Origin of the sequence: Nocardia bovistercoris (assembly GCF_015674855.1) — a bacterium.
In the GTDB taxonomy this organism is placed as follows: Bacteria; Actinomycetota; Actinomycetes; order Mycobacteriales; family Mycobacteriaceae; genus Nocardia; species Nocardia bovistercoris.
This window is the reverse complement of sequence record NZ_JADMLG010000003.1, coordinates 187824-206763: the sequence shown is the minus strand read 5'-3', so window position 1 is coordinate 206763 and position 18940 is coordinate 187824. Positions and strand designations below refer to the sequence as shown.

17 protein-coding genes are annotated in these 18940 nt (G+C 68.9%); 8 read left to right on the top strand and 9 right to left on the bottom strand.

The genetic code is table 11. The features are described 5' to 3' along the window. Window positions 1-188 precede the first annotated feature (188 nt). Both IT779_RS08965 and IT779_RS08960 read left to right on the top strand, forming a co-directional pair. The gene (locus tag IT779_RS08965; RefSeq protein WP_196148751.1) at window positions 189-983 is read left to right on the top strand and encodes an SDR family oxidoreductase; all 795 of its coding nucleotides are present in this window, start codon (window positions 189-191) and stop codon (window positions 981-983) included. After that, complete coding sequence (locus IT779_RS08960) at window positions 980-2053, top strand: NAD(P)H-dependent amine dehydrogenase family protein (protein ID WP_196148750.1); 1074 nt, start codon at window positions 980-982, stop codon at window positions 2051-2053. The genes IT779_RS08965 and IT779_RS08960 overlap by 4 nt, the downstream gene beginning before the upstream one ends. Here IT779_RS08960 and IT779_RS08955 read toward each other — a convergent pair. Further along, a complete protein-coding gene (locus IT779_RS08955) occupies window positions 2022-3200 on the bottom strand; it encodes an aminotransferase class V-fold PLP-dependent enzyme (protein ID WP_232541576.1) in 1179 nt (392 codons plus the stop codon). The genes IT779_RS08960 and IT779_RS08955 overlap by 32 nt on opposite strands. Window positions 3201-3397: 197 nt before the next feature. Between IT779_RS08955 and IT779_RS08950 the strand changes: the two genes are divergently transcribed. After that, complete coding sequence (locus tag IT779_RS08950; RefSeq protein ID WP_232541575.1) at window positions 3398-3760, top strand: VOC family protein; 363 nt, start codon at window positions 3398-3400, stop codon at window positions 3758-3760. Window positions 3761-3785: 25 nt separating this feature from the next. Here the strand turns inward: IT779_RS08950 and IT779_RS08945 are convergent, their stop codons facing one another. Together IT779_RS08945 and IT779_RS08940 are read right to left on the bottom strand one after the other, a co-directional pair. Next, window positions 3786-4862: a beta-propeller fold lactonase family protein gene (locus tag IT779_RS08945; RefSeq protein ID WP_196148749.1), complete on the bottom strand. Its 1077-nt coding sequence runs from the start codon at window positions 4860-4862 to the stop codon at window positions 3786-3788. A 182-nt stretch (window positions 4863-5044) separates the two neighbouring features. Continuing rightward, window positions 5045-5518 carry a nuclear transport factor 2 family protein gene (locus IT779_RS08940; protein ID WP_196148748.1) on the bottom strand — a complete coding sequence of 158 codons (474 nt, stop codon included), beginning with the start codon at window positions 5516-5518 and terminating at the stop codon, window positions 5045-5047. A 166-nt stretch (window positions 5519-5684) separates the two neighbouring features. On the opposite strand from IT779_RS08940, the gene IT779_RS08935 reads away from it, so the two are divergent. Continuing rightward, on the top strand, window positions 5685-5963 hold the full coding sequence (locus IT779_RS08935; protein WP_196148747.1) for a three-helix bundle dimerization domain-containing protein: 279 nt from the start codon (window positions 5685-5687) through the stop codon (window positions 5961-5963). Between the two features lie 32 nt (window positions 5964-5995). On the opposite strand, the gene hemC is transcribed toward IT779_RS08935, so the two are convergent. The 3 genes from hemC to IT779_RS08920 all read right to left on the bottom strand — a co-directional run bounded on the left by hemC (window position 5996) and on the right by IT779_RS08920 (window position 9400). Beyond that, window positions 5996-6925: a hydroxymethylbilane synthase gene (hemC, locus tag IT779_RS08930; RefSeq protein WP_196148746.1), complete on the bottom strand. Its 930-nt coding sequence runs from the start codon at window positions 6923-6925 to the stop codon at window positions 5996-5998. Between the two features lie 69 nt (window positions 6926-6994). Beyond that, a complete protein-coding gene (locus tag IT779_RS08925; protein ID WP_232541573.1) occupies window positions 6995-8932 on the bottom strand; it encodes an FAD-binding dehydrogenase in 1938 nt (645 codons plus the stop codon). 114 nt (window positions 8933-9046) lie between these two features. Continuing rightward, window positions 9047-9400: an Imm8 family immunity protein gene (locus IT779_RS08920; RefSeq protein ID WP_196148745.1), complete on the bottom strand. Its 354-nt coding sequence runs from the start codon at window positions 9398-9400 to the stop codon at window positions 9047-9049. 514 nt (window positions 9401-9914) lie between these two features. Between IT779_RS08920 and IT779_RS08915 the strand changes: the two genes are divergently transcribed. Further along, on the top strand, window positions 9915-10553 hold the full coding sequence (locus IT779_RS08915) for a cutinase family protein (RefSeq protein WP_196148744.1): 639 nt from the start codon (window positions 9915-9917) through the stop codon (window positions 10551-10553). Window positions 10554-10832: 279 nt separating this feature from the next. Here the strand turns inward: IT779_RS08915 and IT779_RS08910 are convergent, their stop codons facing one another. Then, entirely contained in the window at window positions 10833-12527 is a 1695-nt protein-coding gene (locus tag IT779_RS08910) for a bifunctional metallophosphatase/5'-nucleotidase (protein WP_196148743.1), read from the bottom strand. A gap of 105 nt (window positions 12528-12632) precedes the next feature. Between IT779_RS08910 and IT779_RS08905 the strand changes: the two genes are divergently transcribed. Beyond that, the gene (locus IT779_RS08905) at window positions 12633-13112 is read left to right on the top strand and encodes a hypothetical protein (RefSeq protein WP_196148742.1); all 480 of its coding nucleotides are present in this window, start codon (window positions 12633-12635) and stop codon (window positions 13110-13112) included. A 64-nt stretch (window positions 13113-13176) separates the two neighbouring features. Here IT779_RS08905 and IT779_RS08900 read toward each other — a convergent pair whose 3' ends face one another. Continuing rightward, window positions 13177-13824, bottom strand: a complete 648-nt coding sequence (locus IT779_RS08900; protein ID WP_196148741.1) for an MspA family porin — start codon at window positions 13822-13824, stop codon at window positions 13177-13179. 289 nt (window positions 13825-14113) lie between these two features. Between IT779_RS08900 and IT779_RS08895 the strand changes: the two genes are divergently transcribed. Then, entirely contained in the window at window positions 14114-14683 is a 570-nt protein-coding gene (locus tag IT779_RS08895; protein WP_196148740.1) for a dTDP-4-dehydrorhamnose 3,5-epimerase family protein, read from the top strand. 613 nt (window positions 14684-15296) lie between these two features. Then, complete coding sequence (locus tag IT779_RS08890) at window positions 15297-16811, top strand: sugar transferase (RefSeq protein ID WP_196148739.1); 1515 nt, start codon at window positions 15297-15299, stop codon at window positions 16809-16811. Window positions 16812-16847: 36 nt separating this feature from the next. Here IT779_RS08890 and IT779_RS08885 read toward each other — a convergent pair whose 3' ends face one another. Continuing rightward, complete coding sequence (locus IT779_RS08885; protein WP_196148738.1) at window positions 16848-18866, bottom strand: acyl-CoA dehydrogenase family protein; 2019 nt, start codon at window positions 18864-18866, stop codon at window positions 16848-16850. Window positions 18867-18940 lie beyond the last annotated feature (74 nt).

Below are 18940 nucleotides of genomic sequence, written 5' to 3'. Positions count from 1 at the left end.
CTCGACCATCGTCGGACCGCTCGTGATCCGATCGGCCGTCCTTCGAGTCGGTGTCGCCCGTGCGACTGTGTCCCGTCGTGCTGTGGCCCATTGGCTGCGACCCCTTGTGCTTGCTCGGTGCGCACTCCTACGATGCCGAATATACGACATGCGGTGTCGAATATTCGTCGCCGGGATGGGTGGAGCGCATGATCCTGGACAGATTTCGTATCGACGACAAAGTAGCCGTCGTCACCGGCGCGGGTCGCGGTCTGGGCCGCGCCATCGCCGTCGCCTTCGCCGAAGCGGGCGCCGACGTGGTGATCGCGGCTCGCACCGCCGCCCAGCTCGACGAGGTCGCCGCACAAGTGGCCGCTGTCGGCCGCACCGCCCACACGGTCGCCGCCGACCTCGGCGATGTCGACACCGTCGCGAGTCTGGCCGACGTCGCCGTCGAACGGTTCGGCAGGCTCGACATCGTGGTCAACAATGTCGGCGGCGCCATGCCGTGCCCGCTGCTCGACACCACCCCGAAAGCCATGGCCGACGCCTTCGACTTCAATGTCGGCACCGCGCACGCGCTGGTGCGCGCGGCGGTCCCGCACATCCTCGCCACCGCTGGCGGCGGTTCGATCGTGAACATCACCTCCACCATGGGTCGCCTGCCCGGTCGAGCGTTCGCCGCCTACGGCACCGCGAAAGCAGCGCTCGCGCACTACACCCGGCTCGCCGCCCTCGACCTGAATCCACGCATCCGGGTCAACGCCATCGCCCCCGGCTCGATTCGCACTTCGGCGCTCGAGATCGTCGCGAGCAACGACGCGATGCGCACCGAACTCGAATCCAAGACTCCGCTCGGCGCGCTCGGCGAACCCGAGGACATCGCGGCCGCCGCCCTCTATCTCGTCTCGCCCGCGGGCAAGTACCTCACGGGCAAGGTGCTCGAACCCGACGGCGGACTCGTCGCCCCCAACCTCGACCTCCCGATCGGAGACCTGGCATGACTCTTCGCGTGGTGCAGTGGGGCACCGGCAATGTCGGCAAGCACGCGCTCGCGGGGGTGATCGCGCATCCCGAGCTGGAACTGGCGGGCGTGTGGGTGTCCGGTCCGGCCAAGGCGGGCCGCGACGCCGGTGAACTGGCCGGTGTCGATCCGGTCGGCGTCGTCGCCACCGAGGACGCGGACGCGATCCTGGCCGCGCGGCCGGACTGCGTCGTGTACTGCTCGATGACCGACAACCGGCTCATGGAGGCGATCGAGGACCTGAAGCGTCTGCTGAGCGCGGGCATCAATGTGGTGGCGTGCGCGCCGGTCTTCTTCCAATACCCGTTCGGCGTGCTGCCGGAGGACCTGCTCGGGCCGGTGCGCGCGGCCGCCGAGGCGGGTGGCGCGTCGCTGTGGGTCAACGGCATCGATCCCGGATTCGCCAACGACCTGCTGCCGCTCGCGCTGACGGGCACCTGCCTGCGCGTCGACCAGGTGCGCTGCCTGGAGATCGTCGACTACGCCAGCTACGACAACCGCGCCGTCATGTTCGACATCATGGGATTCGGCGGCCCGCTGGACGAGGTGCCGATGCTGTTGCAGCCGGGTGTGCTTTCGCTGGCCTGGGGCGGTGCGGTGCGCCAGCTCGCGGCCGGGATCGGGGTCACCCTCGACCAGGTCACCGAGGTCTACGAACGAGTGCCCGCCCCCGAATCCTTCGACATCGCGACCGGCCGCATCGCCGAAGGCACCGCCGCCGCACTGCGATTCGAGGTGCGCGGCATGGTCGGCGACCGGGTGGTCACCGCGGTCGAGCACATCACCCGCCTGCGCCCCGACCTGTGCCCCGAATGGCCGCAACCCGCCCACCCCGAGGGCTCCTACCGCGTGGAGATCACCGGCGACCCCGGCTACGCCCTCGACCTGGTCACCTCCAGCCCACGCGGCGACCACAACGTCGCCACCCTGGTCGCCACCGGCATGCGCATCGTCAACGCCATCCCCGCCGTGGTCGCCGCCCGCCCCGGCATCCTCACGGCCCTCGACATCCCCCTCATCACCGCCCCCGCCCAACGCGGTGTCGGCTAGATCCGCGAGTCCAGCACCCCCGGCGCGGTATCGGTGACACCCGCGCCCCGAGCACCCGAAGTGCGCGGTCGACGTCGTCGGCGCTGTTGTAGAGGTGGAAGGCGAAACGCAGTGCGCCGCCGCGGGCGGCTGCGACGATATCCGCTGCCCGCAGTCGCTCCTCGGCCTCGATAGTGCCCGGTACCGACACGATCGCCGAATCGCCCGGCACCGGTGTGTGTCCGAGGTCGGTCAGGCCGGTGCGGAAACGCTCGGCCAGTGCGAGATCGTGCGCGTGGATCGCGTCGACGGTCAGGTCTTCGATCAGGCGCAGACCCGATCTCGCCGTGACCACTCCCGACCAGTCCGGGGTGGTGTCGAATCGGCGGGCCGAATCTGCCAGTGCCCCGGGATGATACAGCTGCGACCACCGATCCTCGGTCGCGTACCAACCCGGCGACACTGGCCGGATCCGGTGGGCGCGTTCGGGTGACACCGCGAAGAAGGCGACGCTGCGTGCGCCGATCAACCATTTGAAGGTCGCGCACACCCAGTAGTCGGCGTCGGCGAAACGCAGCGGCAACCACCCCGCGGCCTGGGTGGCGTCGACCAGAAGCTCGGCGTCGGCGGCGCGGGTCGCGGCCCGCAGCGCCGACAGATCGGTGACCCGCCCGTCGGCCGACTGCACCACGCTGAGCGCCACCAGTGCCGTCTCCGGCCGCACCTCTTCGGCCAGCTGGTGCAGCGGCGCGAAACGTACCGTCAGATCTCCTCGGTGCACGAAAGGCAGTGACACCGAGGTGAACTCGCCCTCCGGAATCAGCACCTCGGCCCCCGGTGGCAGCGCCGCCACCACCGGCCCGAGCATCCCCGCCGCCGTATTCCCGATCCCGATATCGTCGGCCGACGCACCGACGATCAACCGCGCGAACGCTTCCCGCAACGGTTCGACGTGCTCGTCGGCCATCGTCGCCCCGCCTCGCCCCGCCGCCCACCGCGCAGTGGCGGCATCGAGCTCGACCAATGTGCTCGCGGCGGGCAGGCCGAACGACGCGGTGTTCAGATACGTGGTCTCGGTGACGAATTCACTCGGCGCGAGCGAGGACAGCGCACGGGTGGATGATGTGGAGAAGCCCATGAATCCAGCATGGAAGTCGACAGCGGCCATCGTCCAGCGCCTGCGCCGAGGAACTGGCCCTTTTGTGCCAGGTCACGTGGTCGCGCACGGGTATCCGACGCCGTCGCGGCGAGCCCGATCCGGCAGGAGGGAAAACCGCTACTGCCGCAGTGGGTGCGGCACGTATGGTGTGGCGGTGACCGGCGTTCGCGTGCAGCGGCGGCTCGTGGAGATGAAGGAGCGAACGTTTGCCAGGCGCTGAACTGCGAGGGGTGACCATGGACTGTGCCGACCCGCGAACACTTGCGGGCTTCTACGGTGCGCTGACCGGGATGCGCGAGCTCTTCGGCACGGACGAGTTCGTCGCTCTGACGAACGGTTCCGGCTGTGATCTGGGATTCCAGCGGGTCGACGGATACCGGGCTCCGCGGTGGCCGGGTCAGGACGTGCCGCAACAGTTCCATCTGGATTTCCGAGCCGACGACCTCGATGCGATGGAGGCGCTGGCACTGGAACTCGGAGCGATCAAACCGGACCATCAGCCGGGCGACGGACGCTGGCGGGTACTCCTGGATCCGGCAGGCCACCCCTTCTGTCTGACCTCTGCCTGAGATCCTCCGGCGTGCGGCGTGGGAACTAGCGCGGGTAAGCGCCGAATCCGGGGCCGGTTCCGGTGCCGATCGGTGCGCCCGCGGGGGTGAAATCGGTGGCGGAGAAGGGGATCAGGGCGCCGGGGCGGGATTGCGACTGGAGGAAGGCGGGCAGGACCGTGCTGTCGAAACCCTTGGCCGCGATGGGGGCGAGGATGCCCGGTTGCTGTCCGAGGCTGCCGACGTACATCTTCGCGCCGTCGGCGGTGAAACCGACCGAGACCGGAGCGTCGACGGGGACCTTGCCGACGATCGCGTTGGTGGTCATGTCGATGACCTGCACGGCGTTCGCGCCGAGGGTCGCGACCACGAGTTTGTCGCCGTCGGGGCTGACCGTGCCCGCCACGGGCGCGCTGCCCGCGCCGAAGGAGATCGCGCCGGTGCGGCGCCAGGCGACGGTGTCGATCACCGAGACGTTGTCGCCGAGCGCGTTCACCGAGTACAGGGTGTGCCCGTCGGGGGAGACGGCGGCGGCGTAGGGCAGTGAGCCGTCGATCTGGATGCGACCGCCGAGCTGGAATCCGGATTCCGGGTCGAAGGCGGCGGCGGTGGAGTCGGCGAAGATCGCGTACAGCTTGCTGCCGTCGGGGGCGATGGCGGCCGCGAACGGGATGGACGGCAACGGCATCGAACGCAGCAGGGTGTCGGTGCGGGTGCTCACCACGTCGATGGAAGGGCGGGCGGTGAGGATGTAGATCTGGTCGCGCACCGGATCGGTGATCGGCTGGGCCGGTCCGTCGGTGCCGGTGATCGGGACGCGCGCGCTGACCGTGTCGGTGGCGCGGTCGATGACGGCGATGTCGTCTTCGCCGATGAGCGGCGGATTGAACGCTTGCACATAGAGTTTCGAACCGTCGCGGGATGGGGTGACCGCCGAGGAGTACCTGCCGACGCCGTCGATGCGCTGCACGACGCGGTCGGCCGCGGTGTCGACCACGAGGACCGTTCCGTCGCTCACCACCGGGATGTAGGCGCGGGGAGCGGCGAGTTCGGCCGAGGCGTTCGGCGCGAGAACTGTGAGCCCGACCGCGGCCAGGGTGACCGCGATAGACCTGAGTACCATTCCTCGACCCTTCCGTGTACGGCGCAAGAGGTCACTATTGCGTGTAATCGTCACGGCCGCAACAGGTCGATAAGGGTATGACAAATATCGCACCGCGGGGCAGTGTCGTTTCACAATTCTCGTCGGCGTGTCACGGCGTGTTGGTCACCCGCATGTTGCTCGGCGCTCCGCCCACATGTTGCTCAGCGCGCTGCCCACATGTTGCTCAGCAAGGTGTGACTCGGCGTATCCGAGAGTGCCTGTGAGGATTCGTAGATACGGCGGTAGCCGGTTTCGGCGATGCGCCACCGCCCGTCCGCGTCGCGGCGATAGCGGTCGGTGTAGTAGCCCGCGCCCCGGATCAGCACACCGTATTCGGTGGCGATGACGGTGTCCTCGAAAGCCCATGAGCCCGTAGCGTTGTCGCCGTGCACCTCGATCTCGGGGTGGTTGGCGATGTGCACGGTCACGACGGACGGGCCGAGGTTGTCGCGCATGAAGGCGGTGATCGCGGCTCTGCCGTCGAAGATCAGGGGTTCGCCCATGGCGTGGGTGCCGTATCGACCCGAGGCGTCCTCGGTCAAGGTCTGTCCGAATTCGTCCCAGAGTTTGAGGTCCAAGGTTCGGAAATATCGATACTTCAATCGGCGGATGGCTTCCACGGCGGCGAGGTCCATCCGCACAGAATCGCATGCGGTTCGGGGCCGCACAAGAACGTGTTCTAGTCTTGTCCTGGTGTGTGGTCGCCCGGGTGAGCGGTGGCGAAGTGGGTATCCGGTGAGCGGGTGCGGGACCGACCCGCACCGCCGACGAGCAACCATCCGGCACGTTCGAGGAGATATCGTGACCGACAGCCCGGTCGATTCCGACCGACAGTATTCCGACCTGACCCTGGACCAGCAGCTCGCCCTGCGCGCGGCGGCGGACCGCCTCACCGAGGAGTTCGCGGGCGTGGCTCGCGAGAACGTCGTCAACGACTTACTACATGCCGCCTACGACCACATCGCCGACCACGCCAACTTCGACAACTTCGTGCCGTTGCTGGCCGAACGCTATACGCGTGAGCTATTGCATGCCGCCGATGAGCAGCGGACAGGCGGACGCTCGACCACCGACGCCTGACCAGCGCGCGTCGCCGGTGTGACTCCGCGCACTCAGTGCGGGATGGCGTCGATCAACGCCCGCGCGCCCTGGCGCAACAGATCGGCGCCGACGAAGAAGCCGAGGGCCTGCGGATCCTCCGGAACACCCCAGTGCTGGGCATCGAGCCACCGGGTGCCGTCCAGATCGAACACCTTGCCGTGCAGGGTGAGGCGCCCGGTGGCATCGGTGGTCGCGTAGCCCGCGATGGGGGAGTTGCAGTGCCCTTGCAGGGCGTGCAGCATGGCCCGTTCCGCGTCGGCGGTGCGGTGGGTGGCCGGGTCGTCCATCCGCGCGCCGAGCTCGAGCAGTTCGGCGTCGTCCTTGCGGCATTCGAGCACGATGACGCCCGCGCCGATGGGCGGCAGCATGACGTCCAGATCCAAGGTCTCGGTGATCCGGTGCTGCTGGCCGACCCGGTGCAGCCCGGAGACCGCCGCGATCAGCACGTCGACGTAGCCCTCTTCGAGCCGGGCCAGACGCGTGTTGACGTTGCCGCGCAACGGTTTCACCGACAGGTGCGGATGATGCAGGCGCAACTGGGCGGCGCGGCGCACCGAACTGGTGCCAACGGTGGTGCCGGGCGGCAATTCCCGCAGCGGCGCGCCCGTTCGGGTGATGATCGCGTCGTGGACGTCGTCGCGCGGCAGGTATCCGGAGAAGGCGAGGCCCTCCGGCACCGGGATATCGCCCGGGATGTCCTTGAGGCAGTGCACCGCGAGGTCGGCCTCGTCGGCGAGCAGGGCGCGGTCGAGTTCCTTGACGAAGGCGCCCTTGCCGCCGAGCTGCGACAGATCACCCATCCAGCGGTCACCGGCGGTGGTCACCTTGACGAGTTCGCTGTCCACGCCGAATCCGGCGAGCAGCGAGGCGACGTGTTCGGCCTGTGCCACCGCCATCGGGCTAGACCGAGTGGCGATGCGAATGATGCGCGTGCGCGACATCATTCGGACTCTACTCCCCGGCCGCGAACGCACGCGGCCGGGTCGGATCGGGAGCGAACGGGCCGGTCGCTACGAACTCAGGCGCGCCGCGAGCGCACGGCCCGCCGCACGGCCGGAGAAGATGCAGCCGCCGAGGAAGGTGCCCTCCAGCGCGTTGTAGCCGTGCACGCCGCCGCCGCCGAAGCCCGCCACCTCGCCCGCCGCGTACAAGCCGGGGAATCGGCTGCCGTCGGGACGCACCACCTGCGAGTCCAGATCGGTCTGGAGTCCGCCCAGCGTCTTGCGGGTGAGGATGTTGAGCCGCACCGCGATCAGCGGGCCGTGCGCGGGATCGAGCAGGCGATGCGGTGTGGCGACCCGGCCCGCCTTGTCGCCGAAGTAGCGGCGCGCGTTGGTGATCGCCATGAGCTGGCTGTCCTTGCTGTACTTGTTGCCGATCTCCCGGTCCCTGGCGATGATCTGGCGTTCGACCGTTCCGTAGTCCAGTTCCGGCCCGCGCGCGATCTTGTTCATGCCGTCGACCAGCTCCCGCAGCGAGTCCGCGACCACGAAATCGACGCCGTGCCGCTTGAACGCCTCCACCGGTCCCGGCGCGCCCTTCGCGACCCGGCTGCGCAGGGTGAGCCCGAGATCCTTGCCGGTGATGTCGGGATTCTGCTCCGAACCCGACAGCGCGAACTCCTTCTCGATGATCGACTGGGTGAGGACGAACCACGAATAGTCGTATCCGGTGGCCAGGATCGCCTTCATGGTGGTGTTGGTGTCGAAACCGGGGAAGCACGGCGCGGGCATGCGCAGGCCGTTCGCGTCCAGCCACAGCGAGGACGGGCCGGGAATGATGCGGATCGCGTGGTCGGGCCAGATCGGGTTCCAGTTGTTGATGCCCTCGGTGTAGTGCCACATCCGGTCGCGGTTCACGATCGCCCCGCCCGCCCGCTCCGCGATGCCGAGCATGCGGCCGTCCACGTGGGCGGGCACGCCGCTGATGAGCGTCCGCGGGCACGGGCCGAGCCGGTCGGTCGGCCAGTTGCGGCGGATCAGCTCGTGATTGTGACCGATGCCACCCGAGGTGACCACGACCGCCCGCGCCCGCAACCGGAACTCCCCGACCACGGTGCGCGAGGTGGCGACACCGCGTTCGGCGTCGGTGTCCTCGAGCACACTGCCCGCGACGCCGACGACCGCGCCGTCCTCGACGATCAGATCGTCCACCCGGTGCCGGAACGAGAAGCGCGCGAGGCCGCGGCGTTCGGCGTCGAGCACCGGCTCGGCGAACACCCTGACCACCTCGGGGCCGGTGCCCCAGGTGAGATGGAAACGCGGCACCGAATTGCCGTGCCCGTCGGCCAGGCCGCCGCCGCGCTCGGCCCAACCGACCAGCGGCGTGACGCGTAGGCCGAGGGCGCGTAGATAATCCCGCTTCTCGGCGGTGGCGAAGCGGACGTAGGCGGTGGCCCACTGCCGCGCCCAGTGGTCCTCGTCGTCGCGATCGAAGCCCGCCGACCCGAACCAGTCCTGAATCGCCAGATCGTACGAATCCTTGATGCCGAGACGACGCTGTTCGGGGCTGTCGACCATGAACAGGCCGCCCAGCGACCAGAACGCCTGGCCGCCGAGGTTGGCGCGGTTCTCCTGGTCGAGCAGGTGGACCGTACGGCCTGCCTTGGTGAGCTCGTAGGCCGCGACGAGGCCCGCCAGCCCGGCCCCGATCACGATGACATCGGCGGTGTCGGCGTCGGCGTCGGTAATAGCGGCTGCGGCCACCGCGGCCTCGGGGATGGTCTCGGTGGTGGCGGCGTCGGGGGCGGATGCGGGGGCGGCGTCGGACCCGGCGGCGGCGACCTCGGTCTCGGCGGCGGCGGTCTCGGCGGCGGCGGTCTCGGCGGCGGCGACGTCGGCAGTGGGTTCGGTCCCGGTGGTGGCCTCGGCGGCGGTGTCGGCCTCGATCACCTCGAGCTTGTCGCCCGCGGCGGCCCGTGTCGCGGACTCGGAGGTGGGATCGGTCATGGTCGTCCTTCGCGGTCGGTGGTCGGGTCCGTGGCGGCGGTGCTCTCGGTCAGCACGATATTGGTCGGCGCGTCGATACGGCGGCGGCGCACCGCCGATTGTCCGGTTCCGTCATCACTTCCGTGCGTAGTCGAACTCCCAGCGGAAGTGGCGCCGCAATCGCTCGACGCTCTCGTCCCAGGTCGGAGCCTCGCACGCGGCGACGGTGCGTTCGAGCCAACTCCACAGCGTGTCGTAGTCGAACCGTCGTATCACCAGCAGCGGAGACTGCGCGATCAGTTCGGGTTCGCCGCTCGCCGCGAGACCCGCGGGCGTGGCGACGCGCAGCGTGAAGCCGTCGCCGCCCTTGCCGGGTTTGCGGCCGATCAGCACCTGCACGAAGTCGTCGAACACCTCGGGATCGTCCGGGATGTGCGTCCGCAGGTTCGGATACTTGCCGCTTTCGACGCCGTGTAAGACCAATCGCATGACCGCCTCGCCTCCTCGGTGTTCAGGCGCACGGTCGAGGTTCGCTGACGTTCGAACCAGTCGTCGCCCCGGTTCCCGCGCCGATGGTAGTCGGCTTCGCTCTCCCTCGGGATCGTGCTCCCGGATGTCGGCCGGGTTCGCGGACCGCGCGTTCGCCCGCTGCGGAAATGTCGCGGATCCCACTGCTGCCGGGTTGCCGTGCGTGATGTCGTGGTCGATGGTTTCGTGGATCGTCCGTTGCATCGGGGAGTCGCTCGAGGACGCGGGTCATGTCCCCGGTGCGGCAATTCGCTCGGCGATACCGCATGACCCGACCGGGTAGCGAATCCTTCCCGGCGCGACGAACTTTCGGAGTGATGTCCGCGCACAACGATTGCGCCATGGGCCGGTTTCGCTTCGGTCGCGTTGCTTGACGGCGCTTCTCGGTGTTCTTACCTTCGCGGATATAGCCGGGTGACGCTCGTCGTGGCGAGCGCCATCCGGCGTCTCACAACGGCGTGAGTGGGTGATCACCATGACAATTCGGCAGAGATGGCGTCCGGTAAGGACATTCGCGGTACTGGTCTTGATCGCGGGTGTGACGAGTGTCGGTGCGACGGCGTGGGCCGGGGCGTGCGCCACGGTGGACGTGGCGGTGGCGCGCGGCACCGAGGAACCGGGGGCGCTCGGCGCGGTCGTCGGTGACCGGCTCTATGATGCTCTGGCACAAGGGATTCCGGTCGACTCTACGGTCTACGCGGTGCGCTATCCGGCGAGTACGGACTTCCCGTCCTCGGTGAGCGCCGGTATCGCCGATCTCGCGGGGCACCTCGAGGCGCAGGCGGCGGCCTGCCCGGAGCAGCGGTTCGTCCTCGTCGGCTATTCGCAGGGCGCGGTGGTGGTGCACGGTGCGCTCGGCACCCCGTTGTTGACCGCTGCGCCCGGAATCCACCCGCTGCCACCGTATCTCGCGGATCGGATCGCCGCGGTACTGCTGTTCGGTGATCCGCTGCGCGCGGTGGGGCAGGGGGTGGCCGGACCGTATGCCGGGCGAACGGGCAACTATTGCACCGGTGGCGACGCGATCTGCGGCGGCGGGTTCGTGCCCGAGGCACACGTGATCTACGGGTGGTCCATCGGTCCGGCGGTGTCGTTCGCGGCGGCGCTGCTCTGAGCGAGTGTCTGTGCCGACGGATCGAGGCGCTCGGTCGATCCGTCGGCACATTGCCGGAACATACACTCGGCCAGACTGATTCGGCGACGAACCGACCGTGCCCGCAACTCGGCCGCGTGGGCGGTGCGAGCCGCCCGGAGCCGGTTCACCGCCTGCGGTCGAAGAATCGATCGCGCATCGACAGGTCGCGCATCGATGAGTCGCGGACCGGCCGGTACGAGCGCGCGAGCGTCGACCCGGCGGCGTTCGCGGACATGGACCCGATCGACACCCGGTGACCTACTTCTTCTCGACGCGCGGCTGCGGCGCCTGGACCGGGGGACGGGCGTTCAGGAAGGATTCGAAGGCGTCGAGATCCATCGGCCCGACCGTTTTGTCGGTGCCTTCGGCGAACACCGAGAATCCGTCGCCGCCTGAGGCCAGGAAACTGTTGGTGGTGATGCGATAGGTCGCCACCGGATTCAACGGCTGCCCGCCGATGCGCACGCTGTCGGCGACGATCTTGCGATCCTTCGGCGCGGATTCGGTGTAGCTGTAGCTGATTCCGGCGGGGGAGAGCACCGTGGGTTTGCTCGCGTTGTCCCACTGCTGTTCCAGCAGTCGCATGATCTGCTGACCGGTGAGGGTGACCGTCACCACCTGATTGCCGAAGGGCTGCACCGTGAAGATGTCGCCGAAGGTGATCGCGCCGGGTTTCAGGTCGGAGCGGACTCCGCCCGGATTCATGAACGCCGCGACCGCCGACGCGGGCTGCGCGGTGACGGTCAACATCGCGTCGGCGATCACATTGCCCAGCGGCGACTCACCGGAGGGCAGCGGAGTCTGCGGCAGGGTGGCCTCGGCCGCGCCGACCACCCGGCCCGCGCGCGGCGCTGCCTGGGTGGTGAAGAAGTCGATGAGGGCGGCGGTCGGCGCGTCCGGGGTGACCTCGCGGGTCACGACTCGGTTCACCGCCGAGGCTTTGACGCCGTCCGCGCCGAAACGCAGTGTGATGTCGGTGATGAGCCTGCCGTAGGAGGCGGCCTGGGTGACCACCTTGCCGTCGATCGAGCACACGTAGGGCTGGTGGGTGTGCCCGGTGACGATCGCGCGGACCGCGGGATCGGTGCGTCCCGCCAGGTCGGTGACCTCGCGGCTGATGTTCTCGCAGCCGTTGTAGTCGGGGGTGGCCGCGCGCTGCGAGCCGCCGTCGTGTACCAGCGCCACGATCGCCTGCGCGCCCGCCGCCTTCATCTCCGGCACGTAGGCGTTGACGGCGGCCACGTCGTCGCCGAAACTGTAGCCGCGAATGCCTTCGGGGAACACGATGTTCACGGTGTCCGGCGTCACCGTGCCGACCACGCCGATCTTGCGTCCCCCGACCTCGAGCATGGTCCAGGCCCGCAACCCCGGGGGCTGTTTGCCCGCCGCGTCGGTGACATTGGCGGCCAGGTACGGGAAGGCCGCGCCGGTGAACGGCGCGCCGGGCGAGCAGCCCTCGAACGAACATCCGCCCTGCTGCATGCGGGTCAATTCGATGACGCCGTCGTCGAATTCGTGATTGCCGACGGCCGAGGCCGCGACGCCGAGCGAGTTCATGAACGTGACGGTTGGTTCGTCGTGGAACAGGCCCGATACCAGCGGGCTTGCCCCGATGTTGTCGCCCGCGGCCAGGACCGCGCTCGCCGGGTATGCGGCCTTCAACCTGGCCATGTGGGTGGCCAGGTACACCGCTCCGCCCGCGTCGTGTCCGGCGATCTTGCCGGTCGACCCCTGCGGCGGTTGCAGATTGCCGTGCAGGTCGTTGAATCCGAACAGGTGTATCTCGTCCGGATTCGCCCCGGTGAGATCGTTGGTCGACACCAGCGGGACCGGGCCGGGGGGCGAAACGGGCGCCGAGCCGGAATCGTCGTCGCGGCCGGAGCAGGAGGTGGTGAGGAGGGCGAGGGTCAGGAGTCCGATGATGACGCCGGTGATACGGCTGCGCTCGCTCATAGGCCGACTTTCCCATGCGCGCCGCGTTCGCGCACCCACCATATCCTGAACAACGGCCGTACACTTACCGTGTTGATCTCGGTCTTCGACACGACGGTGGTTCCCATGTCGTCGACAACCTATCGACAGTCGCCGTCGGCGCTGCTCGATACCTGGCTGTGTCTGGCCGCGGGCTTCCTGTTCGGCGGCGCCGGTGTCGCGGTGGTGGTGTCGGCGCTGCTCTCGGTCGGCAGCGAGGTGTCGCGCGCGGACCGTTCCGGCGTCGAATTCGGCGTGGTGCTCGGCCTGATGTGGTGCGCCGTCGGCGCGGTCGGGCTGTGGGCGGCGCGGGAGATCTGGCGCACCACGCCGCGCCTGGTGATCACCCCCGAGGGGCTCACCCACTGGCACGGCGGGCTGGTGACCGCGTTCGACTGGTCGGAGATCGAGTTGATCCACATCGCGGGCGGCCGGTACGGCAGGCTCACCGTCGTCGCGCGTCGCTTCGATCCCTATCGCATCGACACCGCCGATCTGCGGGCCTCCGCCGACGCCATCGCACACACCATCCGGGAGTACCAGCCCTCGGCGCTCATCGTCCGATGACTCGAAAAGGGTTGCTGCCGTCCGGATCCGCTGCGGTGGATCCGGACGGCCACGTGCGGCGACCTCAGATGGTCCAGGGTTTGCCGTAGGTGATCACGGTGTCACCGCCCGCGCTGACGATGCGGACGAACGGGCGGATATTGGTCGCGCCGAGCACGCCGGTGACCGAACCGTGGAAGCCCGCGAGGCGAATGAACCCCTCCGGACCCGAGATATCGCCCGCCGCGCATTCGAAGGTCTGGATGCCGGGCCCGAAGCCGACGTCGAGTTCCACGCCGGCCTTGGGGATCAGGCTGTCGATCTTCAGCAGTCCGCCGTTGGAGCCGCCGAGTTCGACCCCGAGTCCCGGCGTCGAGTACTCGAAGCGGATGCGTCCGCCGACGGTGGCCGGATAGCCGACCTGATAGCCGATGGTGACGCGCCCGCGCCAGTTCTCGGCGTCGGGTCCGGTGACCTTGTAGGCCGCGGTGCCGTCGTGGAACCATTCCCGGGACAGCGGATTCCCGTCCAGCGGCGGCACGAAATCGATCCTGGTGTCGGCCTGGACGGCCTCGACCGCGCGACCTGTGCTGTCGACCACGCTGTTGCTGCTGTCCACCGCCGCGCTCGCCGGTCCGCCGCCGAGCGCGAGGCTCGCGGCGAGGATCGAGGAGATGGCGAGGATTCGTGCGCCGCGCGCGCTCCGCGTCAGGAGCCCGTGGGTAGCCCTCATCAGATGTTCTTTCTACTTCGGCACATTCCGCCGATATCCCGGTGCGGGTGACGGAATGTGATGGTGATCGGAAAAACGCAGTGCATGTTCCTATCAACCGCGTGGTGCTGACCCGATTACCGCAATGTTGCGGTGCGGCGAATTCGGGTCGCCCATTCGGACTCGCGGTGGCAGGGCCTGGAAGATCAGGGCAGGGGCGCGACCTCCGTTCCCCGGCACGGGCGCGGATCGGATTCGAGCGCGGAATCCGTGCGTGGCGGCGGTGCTGCCGTCATGACAGGATGTCGCGGTGCGTATCGAGCAGACCGAGCTCGCCGATGTTCTCGAGCTGATTCCTCGGCCTTTCCATGACGACCGCGGACTGTTCACCAGGACCTTCGACGCGGAGATATTCGACGAGCGGCTCGGCGTGCCCGGCGCGAGCGCGTCCTTCGTCCAGGATTCCCAGTCCCGTTCCGCGCGCGGGGTGATCCGCGGCATGCACGGCCGTTCCGGACGCGGCGAGGCGAAGCTGGTGCGTTGCGCCAACGGCGCGGTGCACGATGTCCTCGTCGACATCAGGCCCGGATCGCCGACCTTCGGCCGCACGCAGGCGTTCCGGCTCGACGACATCGAATTCCGGCACCTGTACGTGCCGCCCGGATTCCTGCACGGCTTCCAGGCGCTGACCGCGACCGCGGACGTGTGCTACCGGATCGACCGCCCGCACGATCCCGCCGAGGATATCGCGGTGGCGCACGACGACGCCGATCTCGGCATCGAATGGCCGCTGCCACTGACCGCGATCTCGCCGCGCGACGCGGCGGCGGGGAGCTGGGAGCACCTGCTGCGCATTGTCTGGCAGGGCCGTCGCGGCTGAGCCCGCGCGGCGAACGAGCGAATGCGGGCCGGACATCGGCGCGGATCGCGGGCGCATGTCGTCGGTTCTGTCGCGCGGGCGCCCGCGGTAGGGCGATACGACCTTCATCGGTTGCCGTCTCTCGTGTCGATCAGCGGGGGAGGAATCGCCCGTCGGCCGTTGCGGATCCGGCTTGGCCTTGACGTCGAGCGGACCCGCGCCCGCGTTACATCTTAGTATCCGACGCACCCGGTGAAATCGGGTGCGCGCTGGCTGTTTTCGGACACGCGGGCGTGGGGTGGGGCATTCGGCATTCGATCGGCTATCTCGCCTGTCGGTGAGATGTGCGGTATGGGAGCCGGTTCCGGTCATGAGATGTCCCATTTGCGCCATCGCACCCGCGATGTAATGTGCTATGGCTATGGCACACCACGCGTTTCGGCGAATCTTCGGCTACCGACGCGGGTGGTGGATGACACCGAACGACGGATATGTGGGTCATCTCGTGGTCTGTAACAATCTCCCTGCGGACGCCGATCGACCGATCATCCGTGGCGACCACCACATGTGCCTCGGGTGACCGGTCGACGCGGATCGGGGGCGACAGATTCTCTCCAGGGGGAAGCAGGTGTTCATGAGCTACGAGCTCTCCGACGGCGAGGAGCCGGAGGCCGCCGCACAGGCGCCCGACGAGCCGCGTTCGCCACGCGAACGCTGGCAGGCCGACTACGTCAAACGGCTCGAGGTCACCGATTTCGCGGTGATCACCGTCGCGGTGTTCTCGGCGCAGATCATCCGCTTCGGCGGCCCGGCCGCGCCGCCGCTGGCCTGGTCGATGTCCTACGAGGTCGGCTACGCCGTCGTCTCCGGCCTGCTGATCGGGGCATGGATGACCTTGCTCGTCGTCGGCAGCACCCGCTCGCCCCAGGTGGTCGGCACCGGCAGCGAGGAATACCGGCGGCTGGTATCGGCGACGCTGCGGCTGTTCGGGGTGCTCGCCATCGTCGCGCTGATCTTCCAGATCGAGTTCGCCAGGGGGTATCTGGCCATCGCCCTGCCGCTCGGACTGCTGGGGCTGATGCTCAGCAGGCTGTGCTGGCGGCTGCACGCGCGCGGCCGCCGACACGAACGCGGCGAATTCCTCACGGCGGTCCTCGTGGTCGGCGCGCCCGAGGCGGCGCAGGCCATGGCGACCGCGTTCTCCCGCGATCCGAAATCCGGCTACCGGGTGGTCGGCGTCTGCGTCCCGGACGGCATTCCGGGCAGCGTCGGCCACGGCGTGCAGGCGTCGGGGCGCACGATCTCGGTGGTCGGCGACGACCGCTCGGTGGTCGAGGCGGTGCGCCGCAGCGGCGCCGACACCGTGGCCGTCACCACCACCGACAACCTCGGCCCCGCCGAATTGCGCCGCATGGCATGGGAACTCGACCCGCTCGGCGTCGACCTCATCGTCGCCCCCGGCGTGGTCGACATCTCTGGCGCCAGGCTCACCAACCGGCTGGTGGCGGGCATGCCGATGCTGCACATCGCCAAACCGCAATACGACCGCGCCAAATCCACCGGCAAGGCGGTCTTCGACATCTGTTTCTCGCTGACGGTGCTGCTCGCGATCCTGCCCGCGCTGCTCGTCATCGCGGTGGCGGTCAAGGTCACCAGTCCTGGGCCGGTGTTCTACCTGTCCGAACGCATCGGCCGCGGCGGCAAACCCTTCCGCATGATCAAGTTCCGCAGCATGTACACCGACGCGGACCGTCACGTGGCGGCCCTCATCGAACGCAACGGCGGCAACCCGGTGTTCTTCAAGATGAAGGACGATCCGCGCGTCACCCCGGTCGGGCGGATCATCCGCAAGTTCAGCCTCGACGAACTGCCGCAGTTCCTGAACGTGGTGCGCGGGGAGATGAGCGTGGTCGGGCCGCGCCCGCAGGTGCAGCGCGAGGTCGACTCCTACGACGGCGAGATGCGCCGCCGTCTGCTCGTGAAGCCGGGAGTCACCGGATTGTGGCAGGTCAGCGGGCGTTCCGATCTGTCGCTGGAGGATTCGGTCCGGCTCGACCTGTCCTACGTCGAGAACTGGTCGATGGTGCTCGACCTGTTGCTCATCGCCAAGACCATCGGCGCTGTCGCCCGCGGCGAGGGCGCGTACTGAACCGGTGGCGGCGGGCAGGCGAGGGCCGCGACAGGTTCAGCGGGGCACGCTCTCCCGCTGTTCCTCGACCACGGTCGCGAGTTCGTCCTCGGTGGCGGTCGGCCCGCCCTCGGTTTCCGGGGTGCCGTGGCGTTCGTAGACGCTCGCGTCGTCCAGCAGCGCCGCGCGCAGCATGGATTCGGGTACGCCCATGGCCTCAACCAGGGTGAGCGCGTGCGGGCGCAGCCGGTCGACCAGTTCGTTCACCCCGCGGCGGACCGCCTTGGCCCGTTCCACCGAGATGAACCGGTGCATGATGAACCAGGCCGAGTTCTCCTCTAGCAGGGTGTAGACGAACAGGTCGCACACGTCGCTCGCCAGCGCGCGGGCCTCGGGATCCTCGATATCGCCGATGCCGTCGATGAACGCCTCGAGCACCAGCCGGTCGATATGCGCGGTGCCCGCGGCCAGGATGTGGTCCTGCGCGTTGTTGAACGCCTCGAACGGGCCGGTCTCCTCGGCGCGCGCCCGCAGCCGGTGCGCGGCGGTGCGGACCAGGTAGTCCTCCCGGTCGGCGAACAACTGCAGCTGCACCGAACGGCGGGACAGGTCGGCCTCGTCGACGGATTCGTCGTTGCGGTCGCGCATGGTCTGGATCATCTGGCGCACGCCGGAGCGCTTGCGCACCACATCGCCCGCCATGGTCGCGGCGAAACGCACCCAGCCGAGTGCGTCGAGGTCGCGGATCTCGTCGGCGTAGGAGGTCAGCAACTCCTTGGCGACCAACTGGGTGAGTACCACGTTGTCGCCTTCGAAGGTGGTGAACACGTCGGTGTCGGCCTTCAGGGTGACCAGGCGGTTCTCGGTGAGGTAGCCCGCGCCGCCGCACGCCTCGCGGCATTCCTGGATGGCGCGGGTGGCGTGCCGCGTCTGGGCCACCTTCAGGCCCGCGGCCCGCTTCTCCAGCGCCCGCTGCGCCTCGGGATCGAGGTTCTGGCCGGTCTGGATCAGATGCATGCGGCGCACCAGGTCGTTCTGCGCGAAGGCCAGCGCGTAGGAGCGCGCGAGCAGGGGCAGCAGCCTGCGCTGGTGGCTGCGGTAGTCCAGGAGCACGGTTTCGGCGCCGGTGTCGGGATCGGAGAACTGGCGCCGCTTCAGCGCGTAGCGGACCGCGATGCTGAGCGCGACACGCGCGCCCGCCGCCGCCGCGCCGCCCACGCTGACCCGGCCGCGCACCAGCGTGCCGAGGGTGGTGAAGAAGCGGCGACTCGGATTCTCGATCTCGGAGCTGTAGGTGCCGTCGGGCGCCACGTCGGCGTAGCGGTTGAGCAGGTTCTCGCGCGGGACACGCACGTGGTCGAACACGATGCGCCCGTTGTCGACGCCGGGCAGCCCGCCCTTGAGTCCGTCGTCGGAGGTGGTGACACCCGGTAGATCCGCGCCGTGCTCGTCGCGGATCGGCACGAGCAGACAGTGCACCCCTCGGTTCTCGCCGCCGGTGATCAGCTGGGCGAAGACCGCGGCCATCCTGGCGTGCTCGGCCGCGCCGCCGATGTAGTCCTTGCGCGCAGACGGCGTCGGGGAGTGGATCACGAACTCCTCGGTGGCCGAATCGTAGGTGGCGGTGGTCTCGACGCTGGCGACATCGCTGCCGTGCCCGGATTCGGTCATCGCGAAGCAGCCGAGCAGGTCCAGTGACATCAGGTCGCGGATGTGGTCGCGGTGGCGTTCGGTGCCGAGGTTCTCCACCGCCCCGCCGAACAGGCCCCACTGCACGCCCGCCTTCACCCACAGCGAAAGGTCGGCGTAGGCGAGCATCTCCAGTCCGGTCACCGCGGCGCCGGGTTCGCCGGTACCGCCGTTCTCCCGCCGGAAGCCGCGTTCGGCGATGCCCATGCTCGCGATGGCGCGCATCTGGTCGAGTACGCGGGTGCGCGCCGCGCGGTAGTCCAGGGTCGGATCGCCGGCGAACTCCGGGCCCGCGAGTTGGGTGCGCGCCTGTTCCCGCACCTCGCGCCAGGGGCCGTCGAGTGCCGCACGAAGCTGATCCGCCGTCGATGAGCTGCCGGTATCCATACCCCGACGATAGCCCGCACGGCGTGGGGCAAACCGGTGGCGCGGTAAGTGTGATCCATCCCTTGCGGAGAGGT

Coding starts and splice junctions, on each gene's coding strand:
- IT779_RS08905 (WP_196148742.1), top strand. CDS start 12,633: ATGTCGTCGACAACCTATCGACAGTCGCCGTCGGCGCTGCTCGATACC.
- IT779_RS08955 (WP_232541576.1), bottom strand. CDS start 3,200: ATGGCCGCTGTCGACTTCCATGCTGGATTCATGGGCTTCTCCACATCA.
- IT779_RS08920 (WP_196148745.1), bottom strand. CDS start 9,400: ATGCGATTGGTCTTACACGGCGTCGAAAGCGGCAAGTATCCGAACCTG.
- IT779_RS08910 (WP_196148743.1), bottom strand. CDS start 12,527: ATGAGCGAGCGCAGCCGTATCACCGGCGTCATCATCGGACTCCTGACC.
- IT779_RS08915 (WP_196148744.1), top strand. CDS start 9,915: ATGACAATTCGGCAGAGATGGCGTCCGGTAAGGACATTCGCGGTACTG.
- IT779_RS08890 (WP_196148739.1), top strand. CDS start 15,297: ATGAGCTACGAGCTCTCCGACGGCGAGGAGCCGGAGGCCGCCGCACAG.
- IT779_RS08885 (WP_196148738.1), bottom strand. CDS start 18,866: ATGGATACCGGCAGCTCATCGACGGCGGATCAGCTTCGTGCGGCACTC.
- IT779_RS08900 (WP_196148741.1), bottom strand. CDS start 13,824: ATGAGGGCTACCCACGGGCTCCTGACGCGGAGCGCGCGCGGCGCACGA.
- IT779_RS08925 (WP_232541573.1), bottom strand. CDS start 8,932: ATGACCGATCCCACCTCCGAGTCCGCGACACGGGCCGCCGCGGGCGAC.
- hemC (WP_196148746.1), bottom strand. CDS start 6,925: ATGTCGCGCACGCGCATCATTCGCATCGCCACTCGGTCTAGCCCGATG.
- IT779_RS08945 (WP_196148749.1), bottom strand. CDS start 4,862: ATGGTACTCAGGTCTATCGCGGTCACCCTGGCCGCGGTCGGGCTCACA.
- IT779_RS08960 (WP_196148750.1), top strand. CDS start 980: ATGACTCTTCGCGTGGTGCAGTGGGGCACCGGCAATGTCGGCAAGCAC.
- IT779_RS08965 (WP_196148751.1), top strand. CDS start 189: ATGATCCTGGACAGATTTCGTATCGACGACAAAGTAGCCGTCGTCACC.
- IT779_RS08940 (WP_196148748.1), bottom strand. CDS start 5,518: ATGGACCTCGCCGCCGTGGAAGCCATCCGCCGATTGAAGTATCGATAT.